23 protein-coding genes and 1 pseudogene are annotated in these 24,748 nt (G+C 65.6%); 12 read left to right on the top strand and 12 right to left on the bottom strand.

Annotation, left to right across the window (positions count from 1 at the left end):
* Positions 1 to 92: 92 nt before the first annotated feature.
* A complete protein-coding gene (locus EXV95_RS18100) occupies positions 93 to 1,217 on the bottom strand; it encodes an ABC transporter permease (protein WP_176887926.1) in 1,125 nt (374 codons plus the stop codon).
* Positions 1,218 to 1,661: 444 nt separating this feature from the next.
* Between EXV95_RS18100 and EXV95_RS18095 the strand changes: the two genes are divergently transcribed.
* Together EXV95_RS18095 and EXV95_RS18090 are read left to right on the top strand one after the other, a co-directional pair.
* Positions 1,662 to 3,341 (top strand): GMC family oxidoreductase, encoded by a 1,680-nt coding sequence (locus EXV95_RS18095; protein WP_176887925.1) that lies wholly within the window; start codon positions 1,662 to 1,664, stop codon positions 3,339 to 3,341.
* Positions 3,342 to 3,686: 345 nt separating this feature from the next.
* The gene (locus EXV95_RS18090; protein ID WP_176889097.1) at positions 3,687 to 3,980 is read left to right on the top strand and encodes an antibiotic biosynthesis monooxygenase; all 294 of its coding nucleotides are present in this window, start codon (positions 3,687 to 3,689) and stop codon (positions 3,978 to 3,980) included.
* Positions 3,981 to 4,016: 36 nt separating this feature from the next.
* Here the strand turns inward: EXV95_RS18090 and EXV95_RS18085 are convergent, their stop codons facing one another.
* Both EXV95_RS18085 and EXV95_RS18080 read right to left on the bottom strand, forming a co-directional pair.
* On the bottom strand, positions 4,017 to 4,349 hold the full coding sequence (locus tag EXV95_RS18085) for a hypothetical protein (RefSeq protein WP_121421975.1): 333 nt from the start codon (positions 4,347 to 4,349) through the stop codon (positions 4,017 to 4,019).
* Positions 4,350 to 4,541: 192 nt separating this feature from the next.
* Complete coding sequence (locus tag EXV95_RS18080) at positions 4,542 to 5,903, bottom strand: ammonium transporter (RefSeq protein ID WP_176887924.1); 1,362 nt, start codon at positions 5,901 to 5,903, stop codon at positions 4,542 to 4,544.
* Positions 5,904 to 6,268: 365 nt separating this feature from the next.
* Between EXV95_RS18080 and EXV95_RS18075 the strand changes: the two genes are divergently transcribed.
* The 5 genes from EXV95_RS18075 (at position 6,269) to EXV95_RS18055 (ending at position 10,686) form a co-directional block, all read left to right on the top strand.
* Entirely contained in the window at positions 6,269 to 7,027 is a 759-nt protein-coding gene (locus EXV95_RS18075) for a TSUP family transporter (protein ID WP_055394375.1), read from the top strand.
* A 253-nt stretch (positions 7,028 to 7,280) separates the two neighbouring features.
* The gene (locus tag EXV95_RS18070; RefSeq protein ID WP_121421973.1) at positions 7,281 to 8,045 is read left to right on the top strand and encodes a transporter substrate-binding domain-containing protein; all 765 of its coding nucleotides are present in this window, start codon (positions 7,281 to 7,283) and stop codon (positions 8,043 to 8,045) included.
* A gap of 125 nt (positions 8,046 to 8,170) precedes the next feature.
* Positions 8,171 to 8,953: an amino acid ABC transporter permease gene (locus tag EXV95_RS18065; RefSeq protein ID WP_055394380.1), complete on the top strand. Its 783-nt coding sequence runs from the start codon at positions 8,171 to 8,173 to the stop codon at positions 8,951 to 8,953.
* Positions 8,950 to 9,705 carry an amino acid ABC transporter ATP-binding protein gene (locus tag EXV95_RS18060; RefSeq protein WP_055394382.1) on the top strand — a complete coding sequence of 252 codons (756 nt, stop codon included), beginning with the start codon at positions 8,950 to 8,952 and terminating at the stop codon, positions 9,703 to 9,705. The genes EXV95_RS18065 and EXV95_RS18060 overlap by 4 nt, the downstream gene beginning before the upstream one ends.
* Positions 9,706 to 9,789: 84 nt before the next feature.
* On the top strand, positions 9,790 to 10,686 hold the full coding sequence (locus EXV95_RS18055) for a DMT family transporter (protein ID WP_055394385.1): 897 nt from the start codon (positions 9,790 to 9,792) through the stop codon (positions 10,684 to 10,686).
* Between the two features lie 195 nt (positions 10,687 to 10,881).
* Here EXV95_RS18055 and mrdA read toward each other — a convergent pair whose 3' ends face one another.
* From mrdA to EXV95_RS18035, 4 genes and pseudogenes are all read right to left on the bottom strand, one after another.
* Complete coding sequence (gene mrdA / locus EXV95_RS18050) at positions 10,882 to 12,822, bottom strand: penicillin-binding protein 2 (RefSeq protein ID WP_176887923.1); 1,941 nt, start codon at positions 12,820 to 12,822, stop codon at positions 10,882 to 10,884.
* Between the two features lie 98 nt (positions 12,823 to 12,920).
* Positions 12,921 to 13,439, bottom strand: a complete 519-nt coding sequence (gene mreD / locus EXV95_RS18045; RefSeq protein ID WP_055394387.1) for a rod shape-determining protein MreD — start codon at positions 13,437 to 13,439, stop codon at positions 12,921 to 12,923.
* Positions 13,440 to 13,470: 31 nt separating this feature from the next.
* A complete protein-coding gene (gene mreC / locus EXV95_RS18040; RefSeq protein WP_176887922.1) occupies positions 13,471 to 14,394 on the bottom strand; it encodes a rod shape-determining protein MreC in 924 nt (307 codons plus the stop codon).
* Positions 14,395 to 14,524: 130 nt separating this feature from the next.
* Positions 14,525 to 15,567: pseudogene (locus tag EXV95_RS18035) on the bottom strand (rod shape-determining protein).
* A gap of 206 nt (positions 15,568 to 15,773) precedes the next feature.
* Here EXV95_RS18035 and gatC point away from each other — a divergent pair.
* Genes gatC through gatB form a run of 3 tightly spaced genes read left to right on the top strand, consistent with a single transcriptional unit; the run spans position 15,774 to position 19,029 of the window.
* On the top strand, positions 15,774 to 16,073 hold the full coding sequence (gatC, locus tag EXV95_RS18030; protein ID WP_055394393.1) for an Asp-tRNA(Asn)/Glu-tRNA(Gln) amidotransferase subunit GatC: 300 nt from the start codon (positions 15,774 to 15,776) through the stop codon (positions 16,071 to 16,073).
* Between the two features lie 12 nt (positions 16,074 to 16,085).
* A complete protein-coding gene (gene gatA / locus EXV95_RS18025) occupies positions 16,086 to 17,579 on the top strand; it encodes an Asp-tRNA(Asn)/Glu-tRNA(Gln) amidotransferase subunit GatA (RefSeq protein WP_176887921.1) in 1,494 nt (497 codons plus the stop codon).
* Between the two features lies 1 nt (position 17,580).
* On the top strand, positions 17,581 to 19,029 hold the full coding sequence (gene gatB / locus EXV95_RS18020; protein ID WP_176887920.1) for an Asp-tRNA(Asn)/Glu-tRNA(Gln) amidotransferase subunit GatB: 1,449 nt from the start codon (positions 17,581 to 17,583) through the stop codon (positions 19,027 to 19,029).
* 124 nt (positions 19,030 to 19,153) lie between these two features.
* On the opposite strand, the gene EXV95_RS18015 is transcribed toward gatB, so the two are convergent.
* Entirely contained in the window at positions 19,154 to 19,864 is a 711-nt protein-coding gene (locus tag EXV95_RS18015) for a DUF4124 domain-containing protein (protein WP_121507849.1), read from the bottom strand.
* A 5-nt stretch (positions 19,865 to 19,869) separates the two neighbouring features.
* Positions 19,870 to 20,568: an orotate phosphoribosyltransferase gene (gene pyrE, locus EXV95_RS18010; RefSeq protein WP_055394401.1), complete on the bottom strand. Its 699-nt coding sequence runs from the start codon at positions 20,566 to 20,568 to the stop codon at positions 19,870 to 19,872.
* A 10-nt stretch (positions 20,569 to 20,578) separates the two neighbouring features.
* Here pyrE and EXV95_RS18005 point away from each other — a divergent pair, with 10 nt between their 5' ends.
* Both EXV95_RS18005 and EXV95_RS18000 read left to right on the top strand, forming a co-directional pair.
* Complete coding sequence (locus EXV95_RS18005; protein ID WP_121421965.1) at positions 20,579 to 21,382, top strand: exodeoxyribonuclease III; 804 nt, start codon at positions 20,579 to 20,581, stop codon at positions 21,380 to 21,382.
* Between the two features lie 22 nt (positions 21,383 to 21,404).
* Positions 21,405 to 23,309 carry a GspE/PulE family protein gene (locus tag EXV95_RS18000; protein ID WP_176887919.1) on the top strand — a complete coding sequence of 635 codons (1,905 nt, stop codon included), beginning with the start codon at positions 21,405 to 21,407 and terminating at the stop codon, positions 23,307 to 23,309.
* Between the two features lie 144 nt (positions 23,310 to 23,453).
* Here EXV95_RS18000 and EXV95_RS17995 read toward each other — a convergent pair whose 3' ends face one another.
* The 3 genes from EXV95_RS17995 to gstA are packed head-to-tail and all read right to left on the bottom strand — an operon-like array spanning position 23,454 to position 24,696.
* Positions 23,454 to 23,831 carry a nuclear transport factor 2 family protein gene (locus EXV95_RS17995; protein ID WP_057271025.1) on the bottom strand — a complete coding sequence of 126 codons (378 nt, stop codon included), beginning with the start codon at positions 23,829 to 23,831 and terminating at the stop codon, positions 23,454 to 23,456.
* Entirely contained in the window at positions 23,828 to 24,055 is a 228-nt protein-coding gene (locus tag EXV95_RS17990) for a 4-oxalocrotonate tautomerase family protein (RefSeq protein WP_121421962.1), read from the bottom strand. Before EXV95_RS17990 ends, EXV95_RS17995 begins: the two co-directional genes overlap by 4 nt.
* Before the next feature lie 32 nt (positions 24,056 to 24,087).
* Positions 24,088 to 24,696, bottom strand: a complete 609-nt coding sequence (gene gstA, locus EXV95_RS17985; protein ID WP_176887918.1) for a glutathione transferase GstA — start codon at positions 24,694 to 24,696, stop codon at positions 24,088 to 24,090.
* Positions 24,697 to 24,748: the final 52 nt, after the last annotated feature.

Raw genomic sequence — 24,748 nt, 5'->3', positions numbered from 1 at the left:
TGAGCCAGTGCCACCGTGGAGCTGGCTTTGCCAGGCCACGGGTGGCGTCCCCCCTTGGGGGGATGACGCGAAGCGGCTCAGGGGGGGACTAGTCATATGCCGATATTCTTGAACGCCACCGCGAACAACGCATCCACGATGATCACCATGGTGATAGACGTGACCACCGAGGCCGTGGTGCCCTCGCCCAGGCTCTGGGTGTTGGGTTTCACGCGCAGGCCCCAGTGGCAGCCGATGAGCGCGATGAACGCGCCAAACACCACCGACTTGGCCATGGCCAGGCCCAGGTTGCCGATCTTGACCGCGGCGGGCAGGGCCTGCACGAAGTAGCCGGGCGAGATGTCCATGGCCACGTCGGCCGCCAGCATGCCGCCCGCCAGCGCTGCCAGCGTGGTCCACACGCTGATGAGCGGCATGGCCAGTGCCAGCGCAATGGTGCGCGGCATCACCAGCCGAAAGCCGTGGGGAATGCCCATGACGCGCATGGCATCGAGTTCCTCGGTCACGCGCATCACGCCGATCTGCGCCGTGATCGACGAGCCGGAGCGCCCCGCCACCAGGATGGCGGCCAGCATCGGCCCCAGCTCGCGGATGAGCGAGATGCCCAGGATGTTGACGATGAACGACTCGGCGCCGAACTGCCGCAGCTGCAGGCTCATCAGGTAGGCCAGCACCACGCCGATGAGAAAGCCCACCAGCGCCGTGATGGGCAGGGCCGTGGCCCCCATGCGGTACAGGTGGCCCGATACGTCGCGCCACGGCCCCTTGCGCGGCGCGCGCGCCAAGCGACCCAGGTCCAGCACCAGCCGGCCCACCATTTCGAGCATGTGGCGGGCATGGTCCACGCCGTGCAGCACCAGCACCCCCAGGTGGTCCACCTGCTCACCCAGCCGCCAGGGCTCGGGCGGCGGCGCGGTGCAGGTGAACTGCGCCACGCGCGCCAGCATGTCGCGCTGGGCGTCGGTGCAGGCCAGGCGCTCGGGCCAGGCATGCTGCCAGTGGTTCCACAGCAACTGGGCGCCCACGTGGTCCAGCCACTGCAGCTGCATCAGGTCCCAGCCCAGCGTGGGTGCGGCCGGGTGGCTGCGCAGCTGACCCGACACGGCCTGCCACTGCGCCCCGGTTCCCAGCTCCGCCGCGCCCCAGCGCCCGTGCAGCTGCGCACAAGGCCCCTGGGGCGTGTCGGCGCGAACAATGCGAGGAGCGGGGTCGGTCATGAACTGGGCAGCGCGGGCTGCCAAGAATGAAAGGGAGCGTGCATGGTAGCGGAGCCGGACGCAGGCGGCACGTAGGATTGATGCCCGCCAGGGATCCTCTGCACGAATTGAGCGGAAAGTGTGCGCTGCGGATCGGGATGGACTGCAAGGCGCAAAACGCAGCAATAGCCGCAGCTATTGCGAGGTTTTGCAACGCCGCAGACCACCCGCGACCGCAGATGCACACGGCGCGGCGATTCGTGCAGAGGAACCCCAGGACCGTGCGCCAAGCACAGGCGGGCCAGGAATGCGTGAAATTAATATCAAACAGGCCGCCAGCGCTTTACCATCGTGCGCTGATAGCTATATTTTTAATAGCAATAGGCACTGACCCTCTCGACACACCCGGCACTGTCCGCACAATGGCCCTCCGTCTCCTTCCTCACACTGCCACCGCCCCTGCTCATGAGCGACTACACCACGTTTGACACCATCATCATCGGCGGCGGCACCGCCGGCGCCCTGCTGAGCAACCGCCTGAGCGCCGACGGCCGCCACCGCGTGCTCCTCATCGAAGCCGGCCGCAAGGACGACTACCACTGGATCCACATCCCCGTGGGCTACCTGTACTGCATCGGCAACCCGCGCACCGACTGGCTCTACAACACCGAACCCGACGCGGGCCTGAACGGCCGCACCCTGCGCTACCCGCGCGGCAAGACGCTGGGCGGCTGCAGCAGCATCAACGGCATGATCTACATGCGCGGCCAGGCGCGCGACTACGACCAGTGGGCCGAACTGACGGGCGACGCCAGCTGGCGCTGGGACAACGCCCTGCCCTACTTCCGCCGCCACGAGGACCACTGGCGCCTGGACCAGCCCGGCGGCGTGAATGAAAACTTCAAGCGCCTGCATGGCAACAAGGCTACCGGCAGCACCGGCGAGTGGCGCGTGGAAAAGCAGCGCCTGCGATGGGATGTCCTCGATGCCTTTGCCCAGGCCGCGCAGCAGGCGGGCATCCCGGCCACCGACGACTTCAACGGCGGCAGCAACGAAGGCGTGGGCTACTTTGAGGTCAACCAGAAAAGCGGCTGGCGCTGGAACACCGCCAAGGCCTTCCTGCGGCCCACCTGCTATGGCCGCCCCAACTTCGAGATGTGGACCAGCGCCCAGGCCGCCAAACTCATCGTCGAGACGCAGCCCGACGGCAGCAAGCGCTGCACCGGCGTGCAGGTGTGGGACGGCCAGGAGATGGTCACGGCCCGCGCAACGGGCGAGGTCATCCTGAGCGCAGGCGCGGTCAACTCACCGCAGCTGCTGCAGCTCTCGGGCATCGGCCCGGCCGCGCTGCTGCGCCAGCACGGCATCGACGTGGTGCACGACCTTCCCGGCGTGGGCGCCAATTTGCAGGACCATCTGCAGATCCGCGCGGTGTTCAAGGTCAACGGCGTGGCCACGCTCAACACCATGGCCAGCTCGCTCTGGGGCAAGGCCAAGATCGGGCTCGAATACGCGACCAAACGCAGTGGCCCCATGAGCATGGCGCCCTCGCAGCTGGGGGCCTTCACGCGCAGCAGCGCCGACCAACCCTGGCCCAACATCGAGTACCACGTGCAGCCGCTGTCGCTCGACGCTTTTGGCGAGCCGCTGCACAGCTTTCCGGCCTTCACGGCCAGCGTGTGCAACCTCAACCCCACAAGCCGGGGCACGGTGAACATCAAGAACGCCGACTTCAAGGCCGCACCGGCCATCGCCCCCAACTACCTCAGCACCGCCGAAGACCGCCAGGTGGCCGCCGACAGCCTGCGTGTCACGCGCCGCATCGTGGCCCAGCCCGCGCTGGCCAGGTACCAGCCCGAGGAGTGGAAGCCCGGCGTGCAGTTTGAAAGCGACGAGGACCTGGCGCGCCTGGCCGGTGACATTGCCACCACGATCTTCCACCCTGTGGGCACGACGAAGATGGGGCGGGATGACGACCCGATGGCGGTGCTGGACTCGCAACTGCGCGTGCGCGGCATTGCAGGCCTGCGCGTGGTGGATGCGGGGGCCATGCCCACCATCACCAGCGGCAACACCAACTCGCCCACACTGATGCTGGCCGAGAGGGCGGCCGAGTGGATCATCCAGGCGCGGCGCGCGGCATAAGCGTGGATACCATCGCGCCCATGTACTCCTCCACCTTCATCTTTGCCACGAAGAACCTGTTCAAGGTCTTTTCGGGGTCGCGCAAGTGCCTTGCCGGGAGGGGATGCAAGGCGCGGTGAGCAGCCAATAGCTCGGCTATTGGCAAGCGCCGCAACGCCGCAGACCGCCCGGCAAGGCACTTGCCCGCAGGGTTGGAGTGAGATCGGGCGATTGGACGCCTCAGCTGCTTGCATGGGCATGAGCCCATGCGGCGCATCCGAAGCTTCCACTCATCCCGATTGCACTCCAATGCGATCCCCGAAAAGACCTTGAACAGGTTCTCAATTCGACGACGCCTTCCACCGCCTGGACGAGGCGATTGCCACCGCCGCCCGCTCCATCGACGGCTACCTGGGCGAGGAATCGTGGGAGGACACGGGCAAGGGCCTCGTGTCCAACGTCTACTACTGGCAGTCGCTCGAAGCGCTGCAGGCATTGATGCAGCACCCCGCCCACCTGAAGGCCAAGGCGGCGCAAGCGCAGTGGCTCAACGGCTACCAGGTCGTGATTGCGCAGGTGCTGCGCACCTATGGCGATGACAAGCTGGCCGGGCTGCTGCCCACGGCGGGCCTGTTCGTGCAAGGCACGGCAGCGCACTGACACCGCCCGCGCAACGGCCACCCGGCCGCAGCGTGGTCAGCGAATCCCTCCCACATAACGGGGAACCTCCGGCGCAGGCTCTGGCGGCGGCGGCGCCATGCGCTGGCGCACCGCCTGCGTGGCCACATCCAGCAAGGGTCGCCGCGGCGCAGCAGGTGGGGCGGCATGGATGGCGAGATCGAGGCGGTCGGCCCACTCGACCAGCTCCGGAACGTTGTCCTCCTGGGCACGTTGGCGTGCGAACCGCACGATCTCCAGCGCATATTCAACGTTGGAAGCCATCCATTCGGTGTCGGTCACGCGCCCCGTCTTGCGGCGCAGCAGCACATGCAAATGGGCGGCAATGGCAAGCTTGTCGGAATCGGGCATGGTCGGCTCCTTATGGCATTTCAGTCATCCATGGCGCTGCGCACCACCCGCAGCGTATGAAACCGGCGAGGCCCAAGCGCGGGCAGCCGCGCAAGGGCCGCCCCGCCGCGCTGGCTGCGTCCCCCTGCCCGCATTGCGCAGCAATGCGAGAGCGGGGGGAAGGCCCGCAGGGCCTCAGGGGGGTGGACTTCATTAACTCCCCAGGCGCTCACGGTGCTGGGCAATGTCAAGCCCGGTCTGCTCGCTCTGCTCATCCACCCGCAGGCCCACAGCCAGGTTGGTGATCCACAACAGCACGGCGGTTGCGACGAGGCTGTAGGCCATCACAGCGCCCACGCCAATGGCCTGGGTGAGCAAGCTGCCTGGCACACCCCCCACGGTGCGGCTGGCCAGCATGCCGGTGAGCAGCGAGCCCACGATGCCGCCGATGCCATGCACCCCAAACACGTCCAGGGAATCGTCGGCGCGCAGCAGGCGCTTGAGCCCCGTGGCGCCCCAGTAGCAGGCCAAACCCGCCACCACGCCAATCACCACTGCCGAGCGCAGCGTGACAAAACCCGCAGCAGGCGTAATGGCCACCAGCCCCGCCACCAGGCCAGAGCAAAGTCCCAGCAGGGATGGCCGCCCGCGCACCACCCACTCGCCCAGCATCCACGACAAGGCACCCGCCGCTGCGGCCAGGTGCGTCACCGCCATTGCCAGCCCCGCACGGCCGTCGGCGGCCACGGCAGAGCCTGCGTTGAAGCCGAACCAGCCCACCCACAACAAGCCCGCGCCCGCCATGGTCAGCCCCAGGTTGTAGGGCTCGAACGCCTCGCGCCCATAGCCCGTGCGCCGCCCCAAGAACCACGCGCACACCAGCCCGGCCACACCCGCATTCACGTGCACCACCGAGCCTCCGGCAAAGTCCAGCGCACCCATCTGGGCCAGCCAGCCCCCTGGCTCCCACACCCAGTGCGCCACCGGGGCGTAGACCAGCAGGGTCCAAAGGCTGATGAAGATCAGCATGGCGGAAAACCGCATGCGCTCGACAAACGCCCCCACCAGCAGCGCGGCGGTGATGATGGCAAACGTGAGCTGGAACATGGCGTATACCGACTCGGGGATGTGCGGCGCCACATGGCTTACGGCCAGCTTGCCGCCAGCGAGCTGAAAGTCCAGGCCCGCAAAGCCGATGCGGTCCCATCCCCCCAGCCAGGGGCTGCCCGGGGTGAAGGCCAGCGAGTAACCCGCGCCAAACCACAGCAGGCTGACCAGCGCGGCAATGGCCACCACGCTGGCCATGGTGTTGAGCACGTTCTTCTTGCGCACCATGCCTGCGTAGAACAGGGCAATGCCCGGCAGCGTCATCAGCAGCACCAGCGCTGTGGAGGTCATCATCCACGCGGTATCTGCCGCGCTGATCGTGGACTGCGCCACCAGCCCGGGACGTGTGAGGGACAAGGGAGGCACCGCTCCCGCCGCCACCTCTGGCGCCGTCTGCGCCAGCGCACTCGCGCACAGGCCCAGACACAGCGACCCTACCCCAACGAACCGGTGGTTGACTCCCCGCATGGCGGCTCCCTTTCGCAAATTGTTACAAGCGCGATTGCACGAGCCGTGCCAACCCCAACACCCCGATTCCGCCTCTGGAAACCCGATCACTGCCCCACAACGGGGGCGGGAAACCCCCAATGCACCAGCGGAGTGCAGTCGCTACAGTTGCGGCACTCGAAAGCGCGCTTCGGTGTGCCAAGCGAGGGGCCCGAGGAGACACTCTTTCTACCAATAAACAAATTTCAAGCATCCAACGAGGTGCGTTTTTTTCCAGGCGCTGGCGATCCCAGCGCCTTTTTCTTGCCTGTTCTACGCTGGCCTCCCTTTCGCCAATGCCCCGGGTAGTCCTGAATCCATAGCAGGCAAGCTGCGAAAATCCTGCGATGGAATGGATTTTTATTACCTTCGCCTCGCTGCTCGCAGGCTTCGTGGATGCCATCGTGGGGGGTGGCGGGCTGGTGATGGTGCCAGCCCTGTTTGCGGCTTTCCCCGGGGCGCCCCCTGCCACGCTGCTGGGCACCAACAAGGCGGCCTCGGTGTGGGGCACGGCCATGGCCACCTGGCAGTACAGCCGCAAGGTGCAGGTTCGCTGGTCGGCCATGCTGCCCGCGGCAGCGGCCGGTTTTGCGGGGTCGTTTGCAGGCGCCTGGGCCGTGACCGTGATGTCGGCCGACTTCCTGCGCAAGCTGCTGCCCCTGGTGTTGCTGGGGGTGCTGGTCTACACGCTGGCCAAAAAAGAGTTGGGGCGGCACCACACACCCCGCTTTGCGGGCAGGGCCGAAGTGCTGGCGGCCTGCCTGATCGGCGTGGTCATCGGCTTTTATGACGGTTTCTTCGGCCCGGGCACCGGCAGTTTCTTCGTTTTTCTGTTTGTGCGGCTGCTGGGCTATGACTTCCTGAACGCCTCGGCCTCGGCCAAGCTGCTCAATTGCGCCACCAACATCGCCGCCATCGCGCTGTTTGCCGCCAAGGGCCATGTGTGGTGGCACTTTGCGGTGACGCTGGCCATCGCCAATGTGGTGGGCAGCCTGCTGGGCACGCACCTGGCGCTCAAGCACGGCACGGGTTTTGTGCGTGGCATCTTCATCGTGGTGGTAAGCACGCTGATCCTCAAGACGGGTTACGACGCATTCCTGCGCTAGCCGAGGCCCGAAGGGGCTCGTGCCCCGGATGGCATCATGCTTGCTAAGCTGAGCTGGCCTACCACCAGGGCGCCCCGAGGTCATCGGGGTTGCCCTGCATGGCCCGAATGTGAACGCCCGTCCTATAATTTCTGCGCATTTCCGTTTGATGACGAGGCCCATCGCTGTTGGCGATGCCTGCATTCACCCGCTCCGGCTTGCCTACCCGCATGCCGGATTTTTTGTACCTGAACCACCCCCACAGGAACCTGCCATGAAGTTTTTCAAGTCTGCCGTTGTCACCGCCGTGGCGCTGTGCGCTGCCCTCGCCGTCCAGGCCCGCACGCTGGACGAAATCAAGAAGGACGGCAAGATCATCGTGGCCACCGAAGGCCAGTTTGCCCCGTTCAACTTCTTCGAAGGCACCAAGCTGACGGGTTTCGAGGTGGAAGTGGCAGAGCTGGTGGTCAAGAAGATGGGCCTGAAGCTCGAATGGAAGACGCTGGGCTTTGACGCGCTGCTGACCGGCCTGGGCCAAAGCCGCTGGGACGCTGTCATCGCCTCGCACGGCGTGACGGAAGAACGCTCCAAGGCCGTCACGTTTGCCAACCCCCACTACTGCTCGGGCGGCATCATCGTGGCCATGGACGCAAAAATCCGCAACGCCAAGGACCTGACCGGCAAGGTGGTGGCCGTGCAGACCGGCACCAGCTACCTGGAAAACGTGCAGAAGCTCACCGGGGTGAAGGAGGTGAAGAACTTCCCGCAGGACACCGACGCCCAGCGCGCCCTGATCTCCAAACGCGTCGACGCCTGGGTGAGCGACAAGTTCGTGGCCAAGGAAGCCGCCGCCAAGAACGCCAAGGCCGGGTTCAAGCTCGGCGACATGCTGTTCATCGAACGCATCGCCCCCGCCATGGCCAAGGGCAACACCGGCCTGGCCGATGCCTGGAACAAGGCGTTTGCCGAAGTGCTGGCCGATGGCAGCTACGCCGCCGTCTCCAAGAAGTATTTCAACGAAGACGTGCGCTGCAACTGATATAAAAACACGCTACGGGGTGCGCTGGGCCTGGCCCGTTGCGCACCCTTTGCTGTTTTTGACGGCGTCACCATGGTCCTGCCGCCGGCCCGATTTCCAACCAAGACCTTCCGGTCGTCCGATCCATGCTTCTCGCTCTTTGGCCACAAGGCTGGTCCCGACAGCAGCGCAGCAATGCCACGCTGGTCGCTGCACTGGTGCTGATGGTTCTGGCCCTCTCGTTGCTGGGCCAGCTGCTTTCGTTCTTTCCTGACCCCATCGGCCCCAACGCCCAGGCGTTTTCCGAAGGCGCGCGCACCACGCTGTGGCTCACGCTGGTCAGTGGTGCCGTGGGCCTGGTGCTGGGCACGGCGGCGGCGCTGGCCCGCACCGCCCGCTGGACGGCCGTGCGCTGGATGGCCGGCGTGTACATCTGGGCTATTCGCGGCACGCCGCTCTTGGTGCAGATCCTGTTTGTGTACTTTGCCCTGCCCGTGCTGGTGCCGGGGCTGAACCTGCCCGACTTTGCCGCCGCAGTCGTGGCCCTGGGGCTGAACGTGGGCGCCTACAACGCCGAAGCCCTGCGCGCCGGCCTGCTGGCCGTGCCGCGCGGGCAGACCGAGGCCGCCAAGGCGCTGGGCCTGGGCCGCATGCACGTGTTCCTTGACGTGGTGTTTCCGCAGGCGTTCAAGATCTCGCTGCCGCCGCTGGTGAGCAACTTTGTGGCGCTGCTCAAGGACTCATCGCTGGCCTATGCGATTGGCGTGGTGGAGCTGACCAATGTAGGCAACCGCATCCAGTCGGCCACGTTCCAGCCCATTGCCACGCTGACCACGGTGGCCATCACCTACCTGCTGCTGACCACGCTGGTCACGCAAGTCTCCAACGCCGTCGAATACCGCTTTGACGTGGAAGGGCGTAACCGATGACCGCAACGACCAACCAGCCCAAGCCCTACATCGTGGCCGAGCGGGTGTGCAAGTCGTTTGGCGCACACCAGGTGCTCAAGGACGTGTCCACCGTGTTCCACACCGGTGAGGTGACGGTCATCATTGGCGCCTCAGGCTCCGGCAAGAGCACGCTGCTGCGTGCCATCAACCGGCTGGAGCCCCACGACAGCGGGCGCATCACCATCGACGGCGTGGACGTCTGCGACGACCTCGCAACCCTGCAGCGCCAGCGCTGCGAGGTGGGCATGGTGTTCCAGCAGTTCAACCTGTTCGGCCACATGAGCGTGCTGGACAACGTGACGCTGGCGCCCCGCCGCATTCGCCGCACCCCGCGCACCCAGGCTAACGACGAAGCCATGCAGCTGCTGCGCCGCGTGGGCATGCAGGACCACGCACACAAGTACCCGTGGCAGTTGTCGGGCGGGCAGCAGCAGCGGGTGGCCATTGCGCGTGCGCTGGCCATGCAACCCAAGGTGATGCTGTTTGACGAGCCCACATCGGCACTCGACCCCGAGATGGTCAAGGAAGTGCTGGACGTGATGCGAGGCCTCGCGCGTGGTGGCATGACCATGATTGTGGTCACCCACGAAATGGGCTTTGCGCGCGAGGTGGCCGACCGCGTGATGTTCTTCGATCAAGGCCGCATTGCGCACGATGCGCCGCCGCAGGAGTTCTTCAGCAACCCGGCCAACGACCGCATCCGCGCGTTTCTGGGCCAAGTCAGCCACTGATCAGAGTTCGCGCCGCGCCGCACTGCAAAGGCCGCCGGGCAACCGGCGGCCCTTTTTTCTTTTTGGTTTTGGGGAATTCTTCCGATGCGTACTGAACGCTGGGGCCTGATGGCCCTGTTGGCTGTGACCGTGGTGTGGGGCACCACCTTCCCGGCCATGAAACTGCTCTCGGCACACCTGGACGCGCTGCAGATCATCTGGCTGCGGTTCGTGATCGCGCTGCTGGTGCTGGCGCCGTTGTGGCGCGGCATGCTGCGCCACGAGCGGCGCTGGGGCTGCGCGCTGGGGTTGCTGCTGTTCCTGGCGTTCTGGCTGCAGATCGAGGGCCTCGCGCGCACCAGCAGCAACCGCAATGCGTTTGTGACCGGCCTCAACGTGCTGGTGGTGCCGCTGATCGCCATGGCCTTCCTGGGACGGCGCTATGGCTGGCGACTCTGGGGTGCCTGCGTGATGGCGCTGGCGGGCATGGCGCTGATGTTCCACGAAAACGAGCCCTGGAACCTGGGCGATACGCTGACGCTGGCCAGCACCGTGTTCTACGCGCTGTACATCCTGGCGCTGGAAGAGTGCGCACGCCGCACGGCCGCGCAGCCGCTGCGGGCCACCCGCATGGCCGCCGCGCAGGCCACGGTGATGGCACTGGCCTCCACCGCACTACTGCTGGCGCAGGGCGAGGGCATGGGCTGGCTACGGTCCGTGGCCGACCTGCCTCTGGATGCGTTGCTGGCGCTGCTGTACCTGGGCCTGCTGGCCAGCGTAGTGGTGGTGACGCTGCAGGCCTGGGGCCAGCAGCGCGTGGACGCCATGCGCAGCGCCATCGTGTTCGGGCTGGAGCCGGTGTTCGCGGCCCTCACAGCCTGGGTGCTGCTCGGGGAGAGGCTGGGCTGGGCTGGGCTCGGTGGCGCCGCGCTCATCGTGGCAGCGCTGGTGTTCAGCCAGATCCAGCCTGCTGCGCGCGCGGGCCGGACGCAACGGGCCTGACAGGGAGGTGCGCCCCCGAGCCGCTCCGCGCTTTCCTCCCTGGGGAACACCACCCATGGTCTGGCGGAGCCAGTTCCGCTAGTCCACTGAAATTCAGTGGACTAGTGCACGGGCACCACGGGGCTGCCATTTCAAGCAAAAATGGGCTCTAGCGCTTATCCATAAAGCGCAAGCAGCTATTACTTATATAGCAAACTACGGCGCAATCAGCGGCACATCGACCGCTTTGCGGGGCTTGCCGATCGGTGCCGAGGCCAGGCCTTTTTGCACCGCCGCCATGTCTTCCTCGTTGGGATAGTCGCCCAGCAGCCAGTAGTCAAACACCCGGCGCGCGATGGGGGCGGCGTGCGCAGCGCCGAACCCGGCGTTTTCCACGATGGCCGCAATCACGATGGTGGGGTTTTCGGCAGGAGCAAAGGCGGCAAACAGCGAGTGGTCACGCTGGTGTTCTTCCAGCGCCTTGGCGTTGTATTTGACGTTCTGGCCCATCGTCACCGCCTGGGCTGTGCCAGTCTTGCCGCCCGAGGTGTAGGGCGCCCCGGCAAACACGCGCGTGCCGGTACCGCCCTTGTTCACCGCCACCATGGCGTTGCGCACGATGTCCACGTTCTTCGGCAAAAAACCCAGATCCACTCCCGGCGGCTGGCTGATCTCGGTGACGACGCCCGTGACCGCGTTTTTCACCGCCTTGGCCATGTGCGGCCGGTAGCGAATACCGCCATTGGCCAGCGTGGCCTGCGCCAGCGCCAGCTGCAGCATCGTGAAGTTGTTGTAGCCCTGGCCAATGCCCAGCGACACGGTTTCGCCGGGGAACCAGCGCTTCATTTCGGGGCGCTTGTAGGCATTGCGCTTCCACTCGGTGCTGGGCAAGGTGCCGCGCACTTCGCCATTGAGGTCGATGCCCGTGGACTGTCCAAAGCCCAGCGGCTTCATGAAGTCGTGGATGGTGTCCACGCCCATCTCCACCGCCAGCGAATAGAAATACGTGTTGCTCGACTGCTGGATGGCGCGGTGCATGTCCACGCCGCCCAGCCCGCCCTCGTGGCTGCGGAAGGTGTGGCCGCCAAAGGTGTAGAACCCCGGGTCGTTGATCACCACGTTGGGCGCGCGCTTGCCCAGCTGCAGCGCCGCCAGGGCCATGAAGGGCTTGTAGGTGGAGCCCGGCGGGTAGGTGCCGCGCATGGCGCGGTTGAGCAGGGGCTTGTCGATGGATTCGTTGAGCGCGGTCCAGTTCTCCACGTCGATGCCTTCGACGAACAGATTGGGATCGAAGGTGGGCTTGCTCACCAGCGCCAGGATCTCGCCGTTGCGCGGGTCGATGGCCACCAGCGCGCCCCGGCGGTTGCCGTACATGTCTTCAATGAGCTTTTGCAGCTTGATGTCGATCGACAGCATCACGCTGTCGCCGGGCGTGGCCGCGTGGCTGGAGAGCTTGCGCACCGCCCGCCCCCCGGCCGAAGTTTCCATCTGCTCGACCCCGGTGGCGCCGTGCAGGGCCGACTCGAAGCTCTGCTCGATGCCCAGCTTGCCGATGTATTCCGTGCCCCGGTAGTTGGCCTCGTCCTCGGAATCCTGGATGCGCGCCTTCTCGGTCTGGTTGATGCGGCCGATGTAGCCGATGGCATGGCTGGCCACGTCGCCCAGCGGGTAGTTGCGAAACAGCCGCGCCTTGATGTCCACGCCCGGAAAGCGGTAGCGCTGCGCAGTGAACCGCGCCACTTCCTGGTCGGTCAGCCGCGTGCGGATGGGGAGGGACTCGAAGTTGCGCGACTCTTCCATGAGCCGCTTGAAGCGGCGGCGGTCACGGCTCTGGATTTCCACCACCTTGGACAGCTCGTCGATGGTCTCGTCCAGCACCCCGACGCGCGAGGGCGTGATCTCCAGCGTGTAGGCCGAATAGTTGGTGGCCAGCACCACGCCGTTGCGGTCCAGGATGAGCCCCCGGTTGGGCACGATGGGCACCACCGCCGTGCGGTTGCTCTCGGCCTGCGCCGCCAGGTCTTCGTGCCGGACCACCTGCAGATACACCAGCCGGGCAGCGATGAGGCAGAACGCAAAAAACACCAGGGCGCCGATGACCAGGGCCCGCACCCGAAAGCGCGAAGCATCGGCTTCGCTGCTGCGCACCTCAGTCACGCCCCCCCTCCCATTCGGGCGCGCGCAAGCCCAGGCTCAACCCCCAGGGGCCAAGGCGGAACGCTGGCGAAATGCGCGGGCATCAAGAAAGGCATGGGCTACAGAGGCCGGTTCTGGTCGCGGTCGGGCGGGCGGCGCTGCGGAGCCAGAAGCACCCAGCTGGCCAGGGGCCACAGCAAGGCCTCCAGCACCGGTGCGAGAAAACTCCACAGCCCCGGGAATATGCCCCCGGACGCCATCCGCAGCAAGAGCTCGATCGCGTGGGCGAGGGCAAACAGGGGCAATACCTGCAAGGCCTGCGACGGCACGCTGAACCACAGCAGGCGGCGGTGGATGGCAATCGCGCCAAACGACAGCACGGTATAGGACAGCGCATGCTGGCCCAGCAGCGCCGACTGGCTCACGTCCATGCACAGGCCCAGCAGGAACGCTACCCCCATGCCGATGCGCAGCGGCTGGTGGACGCCCCAGAAGACCAACAACACCATGAGCACGTCGGGCGTCCAGACGATGCGGCCCAGCGGCAGCATGTTGATGGCCAGGCCCACAGCCAAGCTGGCCCAGATGAAAACCGGGTTCACCGGCATCAGCAGGGGCTCACCACGCGGCATGATCATTGTGGGCCTCCTTGTGGGGTCAAGCGGTGGCTCACTTGCGGCCTCCGCGCTTGTTGGCGGGGACAGCCGGGGCGGGCTCGGGACGCGCCAGTTCATTGTCGGCCAGCGGCTTGAGCACCACCACATGGCGCGCGCCCTGCACCTGGGCCAGCGGCATGCAATAGATGCGCGCAAACGCAGAGTCGGCACGGCGCTCCACCCGCACCACGCGCGCCACAGGCAGGCCGGGCGGGTACAGACCGTCCACACCGCTGGTGGTCAGCAGGTCGTCCTCGCGGATGTCTGCATTGGCGGGCATGAAGCGCAGCTCCATGCCACCGCCATGGCCCGCCACCGGGTCGCCATAGGCCACGCCGCGCACACCGGTACGGATGTTCAGCACCGGAATCGCCTGATCGCGGTCTACCAGCAGGGTGACTTCGCTGACCAGCGGGAACACGCGGGTGACCTGGCCCAGCACACCGGCTTCATCCATCACGGGGGCGCCCAGTTCCACGCCACCCATCTGCCCCCGGTCCAGCACCACGCGGCGCGTGTAGGGGTCGGCGGTGTCGTAGATCACCTCGGCCGCCTGGGCGGGTGTCTGCAGCCGGTCGCGCAGCTCCAGCAGTTTGCGCAGCCGCTGGTTTTCCATCGCCAGCTGATCGGCCTGGTTGGCCCGCTGGCCCATCACGGTCATTTTCTTGCGGGCGGCATCCAGGTCATCCTGCGCGGTTTGCAGCGACTGGAAATAGCTGCGCCCGTGGCTGGCGAATTCCACGGGCTGCAGCATGAGCCACTGCACGGGGTACAGCACCGTGGCCACGGCCTGGCGGAAAGGGCCGGTGATCTGAAAGCGTGCATCGGCCACCATAAGGAACAGCGCCAGCGCGCTGAACACGGCCAAACGCGACAGGGCCGAAGGGCCCTGTTTGAAGAAAGGGGGAGCGCTGCGCTCCAGAGTACCCAGGGGCATGGTGCGCAGCGGTCAGGGTCTGCCGCGTGGAGGCGGCTCCACGGGCGGGTGCTCAGAAACAAGCATTGGAGCAGGTGCAGTCATGCAATTCAGAGCGAAAAAAGTGCCTGCAGCATACAGGCCCGCTGGCTTACTCGCTCGTGAAAATGCTGCCCAGGCGGTCCATGCGCTCCAGGGCGATGCCGCAGCCGCGCACCACGCAGGTCAGCGGGTCTTCGGCCACCAGCACAGGCAGGCCGGTTTCCTCGGCCAGCAGGCGGTCCAGGTCGCGCAGCAGCGCGCCGCCGCCGGTCAGCATCATGCCCCGGTCGGCAATGTCGGCGCCCAGCTCAGGGGGGTTTGTTCCAGCGCGTTCTTCACGGCCGAGACGATCTGGTTGAGCGGGTCGGTCAGGGCTTCCAGCACTTCGTTGGACGAAATGGTGAAGCTGCGTGGCACGCCCTCGCTGAGGTTGCGGCCCTTGACTTCCATCTCACGCACTTCGGAGCCCGGGAAAGCCGAGCCGATGTTCTTCTTGATGGCTTCGGCCGTGGGCTCGCCAATCAACATGCCGTAGTTGCGGCGGATGTAGCTGATGATGGCCTCGTCGAACTTGTCGCCGCCCACGCGGACGCTGCCCTTGTAGACCATGCCGCCCAGCGAGATCACGCCCACTTCGGTGGTGCCGCCACCGATGTCCACGACCATGGAGCCCGAGGCTTCCGACACCGGCAGACCGGCGCCGATGCCAGCAGCCATGGGTTCTTCGATCAGGTACACCGCCGTGGCGCCCGCAGCCTCGGCCGCGTCCTTGATGGCGCGGCGCTCGACCTGGGTGGAGCCGCAGGGCACACAGATGATGATGCGCGGGCTGGGGGTGAACAGCGTGCGCGGGTGCACCATCTTGATGAACTGCTTGATCATCTGCTCGGTGATCACGAAGTCGGCGATCACGCCATCCTTCATGGGCCGGATGGCTTCGATGTTGCCGGGCACCTTGCCCAACATGGCCTTGGCTTCACGACCTACGGCCTGGATGACTTTCTTGCCGTGGGGGCCACCTTCGTGGCGGATGGCGACGACGGAAGGTTCATCAAGAACGATACCTTTGTCGCGGGCGAAGATGAGGGTGTTGGCTGTGCCAAGGTCAATGGCAAGGTCGGTGGAGAAGTACCGACGGAAAGCTCCGAACATTCAAAAGTCCTCTCGGGCACGGCATGCGCGTCGGCCTGCCATCGCCAGGTATTTCAGGGGTGTTTATTGGCTTTTTTCACGCAATTGACTCCCATTCCGGGAGCTTTGCGGCAAAGCCGGGATAATACCCCATCCCCTGTGAATAACTCCCTCCGGCGCAGCCCGGATCACAGCTTTACTTCTGGTTTCTCTAGATTCTCCTCCCTATGGCACTGACCCCCCAGGACATCGGCCGCATTGCCAACTTGGCGCGGCTTGAGCTGACACCCTCCGAAAGTGAGCGCATGCTCACGCAGCTCAATGGTTTCTTTGACATCGTGGAACAGATGCGGGCTGTGGATACCTCGGGCGTCACGCCCCTGGCCCACCCCGTGGCCGCCATCCAGGACGTGCAGCTGCGCCTGCGCGAAGACCTGGCCAGCGAGCCCAACCAGCGCGAAGCCAACCAGCAAAGCGCCCCCGCTGTCGAACGAGGCCTGTTCCTCGTGCCCAAAGTGATTGAGTAAGAGCCCCGCCGCATGACTTCCACCGCATTGCATGACCTGGGCGTGGCCCAGCTGGCCACCGAGCTGCGCGAGCGCCGCGTCTCGGCCGTCGAGGCCGCCCAGCATTTCCTCGCCCGCGCACAGGCCCACCAGAACCTGGGCGCCTACGTGGCCGTGAACCCGGACATCACTCTGGCCCAGGCCCGCGCGCAAGACGCAGCCATCGCCGCAGGCACCGCCGGCCCGCTGGCGGGCGTGCCGATTGCGCACAAGGACATCTTTGTCACCAAGGATTTCCCCAGCACCGCCGGCTCCAAGATGCTCGCGGGCTACCAGTCGCCCTTTGACGCCACCGTGGTCACCAAGCTGGCCGACGCGGGGGCCGTGACACTGGGCAAGCTCAACTGTGACGAGTTCGCCATGGGCTCGGCCAACGAGAACTCCGCCGTCGCCCCCGTGGGCTTTGACGCCCCCGCCCCCGTGCGCAACCCTTGGGCCACCGACCGCATCCCGGGTGGCTCGTCCGGCGGCAGCGCCGTGGCCGTGGCCGCGCGCCTGGCCCCGGCCGTCACCGGCACCGACACTGGCGGCTCCATCCGCCAACCCGCCTCGTTCTGCGGCATCACCGGCATCAAGCCTACCTACGGGCGCGCCAGCCGCTACGGCATGATCGCGTTTGCCTCCAGCCTCGACCAGGCTGGCCCCATGGCCCGCTCGGCCGAAGACTGCGCGCTGCTGCTGTCCGCCATGTGCGGCCCGGACCCGGACCGCGACTCCACGTCGCTCGATGTGCCTGCCGAAAACTTCAGCGCCAAGCTCAACGACAGCATCGATGGCCTGCGCATCGGCATCCCCGCCGAGTTCTTTGGCGAAGGCCTGGCGCCCGATGTGCGCGCCGCCGTAGATGGTGCCCTGAAGGAATACGAGAAGCTCGGCGCCAAGCTCGTGCCCATCAGCCTGCCGCGCACGCAGCTGTCCATCCCGGTCTACTACATCATTGCCCCGGCCGAGGCGTCGTCCAACCTCTCTCGCTTTGACGGCGTGAAGTTCGGCCACCGCGCCAAGGACTACACCGATCTGGTGGACATGTACAAGAAGACCCGCGCCGAAGGTTTTGGCGACGAGGTCAAGCGCCGCATCATGATCGGCGCCTATGTGCTCTCGCACGGCTACTACGACGCCTACTACCTGCAGGCACAGAAGATCCGCCGCATGATCGCCGACGACTTCCAGAACGCGTTCAAGGAATGCGATGTCATCGCCGGCCCCGTGGCCCCCACGGTGGCCTGGAAGCTGGGCGACCACGGCAACGACCCGCTGGCCGACTACCTGGCCGACATCTTCACCCTGCCCGGCTCGCTGGCTGGCCTGCCCGGCATGAGCGTGCCCGCCGGTTTTGGCGAGGGCGGTTTGCCCGTGGGCCTGCAACTGCTGGGCAACTACTTCCAGGAAGCCCGCCTTCTGAACGCTGCGCACCGCCTGCAGCAAGCCACCGACTTCCACCTCCGCCGTCCGGAGGGCTTCTGACATGACCGCCAAACTGATCCATGGCTACGAAGTTGTCATCGGCTTCGAAACCCACACCCAGCTCGCAACCCAGAGCAAGATCTTCAGCCGTGCTCCCACCGCCTTTGGCGCCGAGCCCAACACGCAAGCTTGCGCAGTGGACCTGGCCTTGCCCGGCACCTTGCCGGTGATGAACCGCGAAGCCGTGGCCTGCGCTATCAAATTGGGACTGGCCCTCGGCTCCCACATTGCGCCCGTGAGCATTTTCGCGCGCAAGAACTACTTCTACCCTGATCTCCCCAAGGGCTACCAGATCAGCCAGTTCGAGATCCCAGTGGTGCAGGGCGGCGAGGTCGAGTTCTTTCTGGGTGACGAGAAAAAGACCGTGCGCCTGGTGCGTGCCCACCTCGAAGAAGACGCCGGCAAATCGCTGCACGAAGACTTCATCGGCCAGAGTGGTATCGACCTGAACCGCGCGGGCACGCCGCTGCTGGAGATCGTGACCGAGCCCGACATGCGCTCGTCCGAAGAGGCCGTGGCGTATGCCAAGGAGCTGCACAAGATCGTCACCTGGATCGGCATCTGCGACGGCAACATGCAGGAAGGCAGCTTCCGCTGCGACGCCAACGTGTCGGTGCGCAAGCCCGGCGCCGAATTGGGCACACGACGCGAGATCAAGAACCTGAACTCGTTCAAGTTCATGCAGCAGGCCATCGACTACGAGATCCGCTGGCAGATCGAGCAGATCGAGGACGGCCACGCGATCCAGCAGGCCACCGTGCTGTTCGACCCGGACACGGGCGAAACGCGCGCGATGCGGACCAAGGAAGATGCGGCGGACTACCGCTACTTCCCAGACCCCGACCTGCCTCCACTACACATTTCAGAGCAGTGGGTGCAGGAAGAACGGGCGCAAATGGCCGAATTGCCTCGTACCATGGCCGCACGTTTTGTGGCGGACTATGGCCTGCCCGAGTACGACGCCACCACGCTCACGCAGAGCAAAGCCATGGCGGCGTACTTCGAAGCAGTGGCCAAAGCCTGCAGCCAGCCCAAGCTGGCCAGCAACTGGATCATGGGAGAGGTGTCGCGCCGCCTGAACATGGCGGAGACCGGTATCGAGCAGGCCCCTGTCACGGCAACTCAGCTGGCCGCATTGATCGGCCGCATTGCCGACGGCACGATCTCCAACAACGCCGCCAAGCAGGTGTTTGACGCGCTGTGGACCGGAGAGTCCAACGACGTGGATGCCGTCATCGAATCCAAGGGACTCAAGCAGATGAACGACTCCGGCGCGCTGGAGAAGATCATCGACGAAGTGATTGCCGCCAACCCCGACAACGTGGCCCAGTTCCGCGCGGGCAAGGACAAGGCGTTTAATGCACTGGTCGGCCAAGCGATGAAGGCCAGCAAGGGCAAGGCCAACCCGCAGCAAGTCAACGACCTGCTGCGCGCCAAACTGGCGGGCTGAAGGCAAGGCTGTTGAAGCTGCCGCAAAGACAAAGGGGCCGAAAGGCCCCTTTGTTCTTTTTGCTGTCCATCCGAGGCAGCGATGCGGCGAGTTCTTTGGCCCGCTGCTACCCTACCCTGGCGGGTTATCGACTGCCGCCCGCAGGCACCGCGCTGGCAGCGGGCGCCGCAACAGCAGACGCTGCGGAGGGAGGCACACGCTGCGCATCCCACAGCTTTCGCAACTGCGCCAGCTCGGTGTCAAACCGCGCATGCACACGGCGCTTTTCCTGATCTTGCCCCGCGATGAAGCGCTGCTGCTCGGCCAGGCTGTCGTCAATCTCAGCGATCTTGCGGCGCAGCGTCATGGGGGCCTTATTGGGGTCCTTCTTGTAGAACTCCATCTCCACATCGAGCTTCTTGCGCTCCGCCTTCAGCTCCAGTGTTCGCTTTTCTGCGGTGGCCGTCACGTCATCCACCATCTGGATGGCCGCAGCGCGCTCCACATCGTGGGCAGCCTTGTCGGGGTAGCGGGCCACCAGCACGCGTTCGCGGCGGCGCTCTTCCACCACACGGGCGCGCTCTTCGGCATCCTTGCGGTTCTGGGCGTCCTGGGCTGCGCGCTCCAGCTCGGTGAGCGAGGGGCCAATCTGGCGGCGCGTTATGCCCGAAGGGCTGAGTTCGCGCTGCTCGCGGTCCAGGCATTCCGGGATGGGCCGGTCGGCCGTCAGCCGACGGCCGTTGCGGTCCACGCACGTGTAGATACCGCCCGTCGCACCCTGGGACTGTGCCGAGGCCAGCTCTGCGCCCAGGGTGAGCAGCATCACCCCGCCCATGATCCACGCCGACTTGCTCAAATGGTCTACCCTTCGTTAACACCGTACCGCTGGCGATAGGCCAGCACTTTTTCGTGATGCGAGCGCATCCCCTCTTCCCCGTTTTGGGAGAGATACAGCAATAAGTCTGCCAACCGGGCAATGGCACACACCTGCATGCCCAGTTGCTCGCGCACGTACTGCACGGCGCTGTGGTCCACGTCCTGGCCATTCTCCGTGGCTTTTTCCTGGCGGTCCAGCGCAATTGCAACCGCATGCGGCGTGGCACCCGCAGCGCGGATGATGGCGATGGACTCGCGGGCGGCGGTGCCAGCCGACATCACGTCGTCCACGATCAGCACACGGCCTTTGAGGGGTGCCCCCACCAGCGTGCCGCCCTCACCATGGTCCTTGGCCTCCTTGCGGTTGTAGGCAAAAGGCACGTTACGGCCCAGGCGCGCCAGCTCCACGGCCACGGTAGCGGCCAGCGGAATGCCCTTGTAGGCAGGGCCGAACACCATGTCGAATTCGATGCCGCTGGCCAGCAGGGCTTTTGCATAGAATTCCGCGAGCCGCCCGATCTTGCGGCCATCGTCGAACAGCCCTGCGTTGAAGAAATACGGGCTCAGGCGCCCCGCCTTGGTCTTGAATTCGCCAAACCGCAGCACGCCCGATTCGACGGCAAAACGTACAAAATCCTGCGCCAGCTGGCCCTGTTCCGAGGTTTGCGCGCCAACATCCACCATGGGGAATTCCTTGTTCAAGTTAACCAGCCTCAATCTCAATGGCATCCGCTCGGCCACCAGCAAAGGCGTGGAAAGCTGGATGGCAGCCACGCGGCCGGATTGTATTTGTGTGCAGGAAGTGAAGGCCCAGGCGGCCGACATGGCCAACCGGTTCGAGCGCATGGCGGGCCTGCAGGGCCACTTCCACTTTGCCCAGAAAAAGGGCTATTCCGGCGTGGGCATCTATACCCGGCACGAACCCTCTGATGTAGTCATTGGCTATGGGTCAGCAGAGTTCGATACAGAAGGTCGATATGTGGAGCTGCGTTTTGACACACCGGCCCGCAAGCTGTCGATCATCAGCGCTTACTTTCCGAGTGGTTCCTCGGGCGAAGAACGCCAGCAGGCCAAGTTTCGGTTCCTGGCCGAGATCCATCCCCACCTGATGAAAGTCAAGCGCGAACGTGACTTCATTCTGTGCGGCGACATCAACATTGCGCACCAGCAAATCGACTTGAAAAACTGGCGCAGCAACCAGAAAAACAGTGGTTTTTTACCCGAAGAACGGGCCTGGATGACAAAACTGTTGCACACAACTGATGAAGGCGGCGGCATCATAGACGTTTACCGTCAGTTACAACCTACCGCCACAGACACCGCCTACACATGGTGGAGCAACCGGGGGCAGGCGTATGCCAACAACGTGGGTTGGCGGCTGGATTACCACCTGGCCACCCCCGCGCTCGCGGCGCTGGCACGTGCTGAATCCATCTACAAAGGTGAAAAGTTCTCAGACCACGCTCCCATCACGGTGGACTACGACTTCAGCCTTTGACGATGCCCGCTCCTGACCCTTGATGACCGACACCGCTGTTCCCCCCTCCCTCCCCGCCCACGGTTTCCGCCCGCCCAATGCGGAATCCTTGTGGAAACAGCTCTCCGCCCCCCACCCCACCGTCGGCAAGGCGCGGCACCTGGGTGAAGCGCTGATCCACGCCGGCATGTTGTCCCCGTCGGCCCTGCAAGACGGCCTGCAGACCCAGCAGCAGGAGCGCAGCGCCGGGCAAAACCGGCTGATCGGGCAGATCCTGGTGGATGACGGTGTCCTGACTCAGGAGCAGTTGCGCCAGGTCATTGCCGCATGGCTGGGCGACTACACCGTGCACCCCGGCGACATCACCCCCGATCCGGCGGCCCTGGCCATGGTGCCCAGGGCGATGGCAGAGCGTGAATCGGTGTTGCCGCTGATCGCCCGCGACGACGCGCTGGTGCTGCTGATGGCCGACCCGCTCGATCGCGTGCTGCTGGACGAACTGCGGTTTCTCACGCAGCGGCGGCTCATTCCGCTGCAGGCCGCGCCAGGCACGCTGATGCCCGCCATTCACCGCGCCTACCGCACCCAGTCTGGCGGCGCCGACGCCACCACCGCTGCCCGCGCCACCTCGCGCGAGCTGGCCGCCAACCTGGGCAGCACCGTCCCGGACGCAGACTCCGAGCAAGCCGACGTGATCAGCGAGTCGGACAACACCCTGGTGCGGCTCATCAACTCGGTGATCGACGAAGCCATCCACCACCGCGCGTCCGACATCCACATCGAGACCGAGCCCGCGCCGCAGAACGTGCGCATCCGCCTGCGCATCGACGGCGACCTCACGCCCTACCTGGAGCTGCCCGCGCGCTACCGCTTTGCGATGGTGGCGCGCATCAAGATCATGGCGGGCATGGACATCTCCGAGCACCGCAAGCCCCAGGACGGCAAGATCGACTTCGCGCGCTTCGGAGGCCCGCCGGTGGAGCTGCGTGTGGTTACCGTGCCCACCTCGCGCGGACTGGAAGACGTGGTGCTGCGCCTGCTGGCCGGTGCCAAGCCCCTGCCGCTGGAGAACATCGGCCTGAGCCAGCCCAACCTGCTGGCGCTGCGCTCCGTGGTGCAAAAAAGTTATGGCCTGGTGCTGGTGTGCGGCCCTACGGGCTGCGGCAAGACGACCACGCTGCACTCGGTGGTGCGCGACATCAACACCGCAGGCCGCAAGATCTGGACGGCCGAAGACCCCATCGAGATCACGCAGGAGGGCCTGCGCCAGGTGCAGGTGAACCCGCGCATCGGCTGGACCTTTGCCGCCGCCATGCGCACTTTTTTGCGGGCCGACCCCGACGTGATCATGATCGGCGAGATGCGCGACGAGGAAACCGCGCGCATCGCCATCGAGGCCTCGCTGACGGGGCACCTGGTGCTGTCCACCCTGCACACCAACTCGGCGCCCGAGAGCATTGCGCGGCTGCTGGAGATTGGCCTGGACCCGTTCAACTTCTCCGATTCGCTGCTCGCCATCCTGGCCCAGCGCCTGGTGCGCCGCCTGTGCACAGCCTGCCGCGAGCCGCGTGTGGCCGACCACGACACGCTGCTGGGCCTGGCATCGCAGTACCTGGACAGTGGCACCAACAACTCCCCCGAGGCCCGCGAGGCACAGGTGGCGCGCTGGCGCCAGCAGCACGGCGGCGCACAGGGCGAGCTGCGCCTGTGGCGCCATGTGGGCTGCACGAAGTGCGACGGCCATGGCTACCACGGCCGGCTGGGCATCCATGAGCTGATGATGAGCGACGAGACCATCCGCCAGCACATCCGTCACCGCGCCCCCGCCTCGGACATCCGCCACTCGGCACTGGCCGCGGGCATGCTGACGCTGCGCCAAGACGGCATCGAGAAGGTGCTGCAGGGGCTGACCGACATGTCGGAAGTGGTCGCGGCAACCAACCTGTGAGGCGGGCACACCGCAGGTGATGCCTGCCGCCGATTTTTTAGCCAAATTGGGCTCTAGCGCTTATCTGACAAGCGCTAGCAGCTATCAATCAATGAGTCCTTCCGAGAAAAGGAACTCGCCCACCGGCTTGCGCGCACCGCCGCCTCAGCGATCCAGTTCGTAGTGAAACACCTTGGCAATGATCTGCCAGCGCCCGTCCACATGGATCAGGGTGAGCAGGTCGGTGAAGTGCTTGGGCAGGATGGCGCACTCCACCTTGGCCAGGGCCGTCACCGGCCCGGCAAACTCGATGGACAGGATGCGCTCCTGCACCGTCTCGCCCCGGCTGGCGGGCGAGGGGCGCTGGTCCACGATGGGGAAATATTCCTCCATGCGCAGGATCACCGCAGGCTCGGCCGTGGCGCAGGCATAGACCGCCTGCGGGTGGAACACGCGGCGCAGGCGCTGCGTGTCGCTGTGGCACAGGCCGTCGAAATATTCCTGCAGCACGGCGGCGACTGCGTCAAAGCGCGGGTCACTCATGGCGCGCTCCCGTCGGCGGCGGCGCGAGCGCGCTGGCGGCGCACGGTCACCGTTTCACCGGCCACGCCCCAGTTGTCGGTCTCGACCTCGTCGATCACGACAAAGGTGGTTGCGGGCTCCTTGTTCAGAACGCGCACCAGCAAATCGGTGGCGCCTTGGATCAGCGCCGCTTTTTGCGCACTGCTGACGCCTTCACGGGTCACTTTGATGTTGATGTAAGGCATGGCTATTTTCCTTGGGAGGAAGCAATGGCCTCTCAGCCCAGCAACCCTTCGGCCTGCATCGCGGCCTGCACGGCGGGGCGCGCGGCCACACGGCGCAGGAAAGCCTGCAGATGGGCCAGGTCGCTGATATCCAGCTTCACGAACTTGGCCCAGCCCAGCACCACAAAAAGGTAGGCATCGGCCGCCGTGAAGTGCTCGCCCGTCAGGTAGGGGCTGTGCTGCAGCTGCGCGTCCAGCCAGTCCATCTTCTTGCGCAGCAGAGCGGCCAGCGTGGCCTTGGCGTTGTCGTCCAGCCCGGCGTGGAACAAGGGCGTGAAGGACTTGTGCAGCTCGGTGCTCACGTAGTTCTGCCACTCCATCACCCGGTAGCGCGCCAGCGTACCAGCTGCGGGCATGAGCTGCGTGGCCTGGGCCTGGTCGGCGATGTATTGCGCAATGACCGGGCCTTCGGTGAGGCGGGAGCCGTCCGCCAGCTCCAGCACAGGCACCTGGCCTTTGGGGTTGATGGCATAAAAATCGCGCCCGTCCGCCGTGCGGTGGCGCTCGGTATCGACCTTCTCCAGGTCGAAGGTGAGGCCACATTCGCGCAACAGGATGTGGGGCGACAGGGAGCAGGCGGCGGGAGAAAAGTACAGCTTCATGGGGTTGCCTTTGGAGCGTGGTGGAAAGATGAAGCGATGGTATTGAGGATGC

Source organism: Acidovorax sp. JMULE5 (genome assembly GCF_013376875.1).
GTDB classification, from domain to species: Bacteria; Pseudomonadota; Gammaproteobacteria; order Burkholderiales; family Burkholderiaceae_C; genus Acidovorax; species Acidovorax facilis.
The sequence above is the reverse complement of the archived record's forward strand: the minus strand, read 5'-3'. Positions and strand labels throughout refer to the sequence as shown.

What these genes read in the sequence shown, in the direction of transcription:
- EXV95_RS18100 (WP_176887926.1), bottom strand. Translation starts at nt 1,217, where the DNA reads ATGACCGACCCCGCTCCTCGCATTGTTCGCGCCGACACGCCCCAGGGG.
- EXV95_RS18095 (WP_176887925.1), top strand. Translation starts at nt 1,662, where the DNA reads ATGAGCGACTACACCACGTTTGACACCATCATCATCGGCGGCGGCACC.
- EXV95_RS18085 (WP_121421975.1), bottom strand. Translation starts at nt 4,349, where the DNA reads ATGCCCGATTCCGACAAGCTTGCCATTGCCGCCCATTTGCATGTGCTG.
- EXV95_RS18080 (WP_176887924.1), bottom strand. Translation starts at nt 5,903, where the DNA reads ATGCGGGGAGTCAACCACCGGTTCGTTGGGGTAGGGTCGCTGTGTCTG.
- EXV95_RS18075 (WP_055394375.1), top strand. Translation starts at nt 6,269, where the DNA reads ATGGAATGGATTTTTATTACCTTCGCCTCGCTGCTCGCAGGCTTCGTG.
- EXV95_RS18070 (WP_121421973.1), top strand. Translation starts at nt 7,281, where the DNA reads ATGAAGTTTTTCAAGTCTGCCGTTGTCACCGCCGTGGCGCTGTGCGCT.
- EXV95_RS18065 (WP_055394380.1), top strand. Translation starts at nt 8,171, where the DNA reads ATGCTTCTCGCTCTTTGGCCACAAGGCTGGTCCCGACAGCAGCGCAGC.
- EXV95_RS18060 (WP_055394382.1), top strand. Translation starts at nt 8,950, where the DNA reads ATGACCGCAACGACCAACCAGCCCAAGCCCTACATCGTGGCCGAGCGG.
- EXV95_RS18055 (WP_055394385.1), top strand. Translation starts at nt 9,790, where the DNA reads ATGCGTACTGAACGCTGGGGCCTGATGGCCCTGTTGGCTGTGACCGTG.
- mreD (WP_055394387.1), bottom strand. Translation starts at nt 13,439, where the DNA reads ATGATCATGCCGCGTGGTGAGCCCCTGCTGATGCCGGTGAACCCGGTT.
- mreC (WP_176887922.1), bottom strand. Translation starts at nt 14,394, where the DNA reads ATGCCCCTGGGTACTCTGGAGCGCAGCGCTCCCCCTTTCTTCAAACAG.
- gatC (WP_055394393.1), top strand. Translation starts at nt 15,774, where the DNA reads ATGGCACTGACCCCCCAGGACATCGGCCGCATTGCCAACTTGGCGCGG.
- gatA (WP_176887921.1), top strand. Translation starts at nt 16,086, where the DNA reads ATGACTTCCACCGCATTGCATGACCTGGGCGTGGCCCAGCTGGCCACC.
- gatB (WP_176887920.1), top strand. Translation starts at nt 17,581, where the DNA reads ATGACCGCCAAACTGATCCATGGCTACGAAGTTGTCATCGGCTTCGAA.
- pyrE (WP_055394401.1), bottom strand. Translation starts at nt 20,568, where the DNA reads ATGGTGGATGTTGGCGCGCAAACCTCGGAACAGGGCCAGCTGGCGCAG.
- EXV95_RS18000 (WP_176887919.1), top strand. Translation starts at nt 21,405, where the DNA reads ATGACCGACACCGCTGTTCCCCCCTCCCTCCCCGCCCACGGTTTCCGC.
- EXV95_RS17995 (WP_057271025.1), bottom strand. Translation starts at nt 23,831, where the DNA reads ATGAGTGACCCGCGCTTTGACGCAGTCGCCGCCGTGCTGCAGGAATAT.
- EXV95_RS17990 (WP_121421962.1), bottom strand. Translation starts at nt 24,055, where the DNA reads ATGCCTTACATCAACATCAAAGTGACCCGTGAAGGCGTCAGCAGTGCG.
- gstA (WP_176887918.1), bottom strand. Translation starts at nt 24,696, where the DNA reads ATGAAGCTGTACTTTTCTCCCGCCGCCTGCTCCCTGTCGCCCCACATC.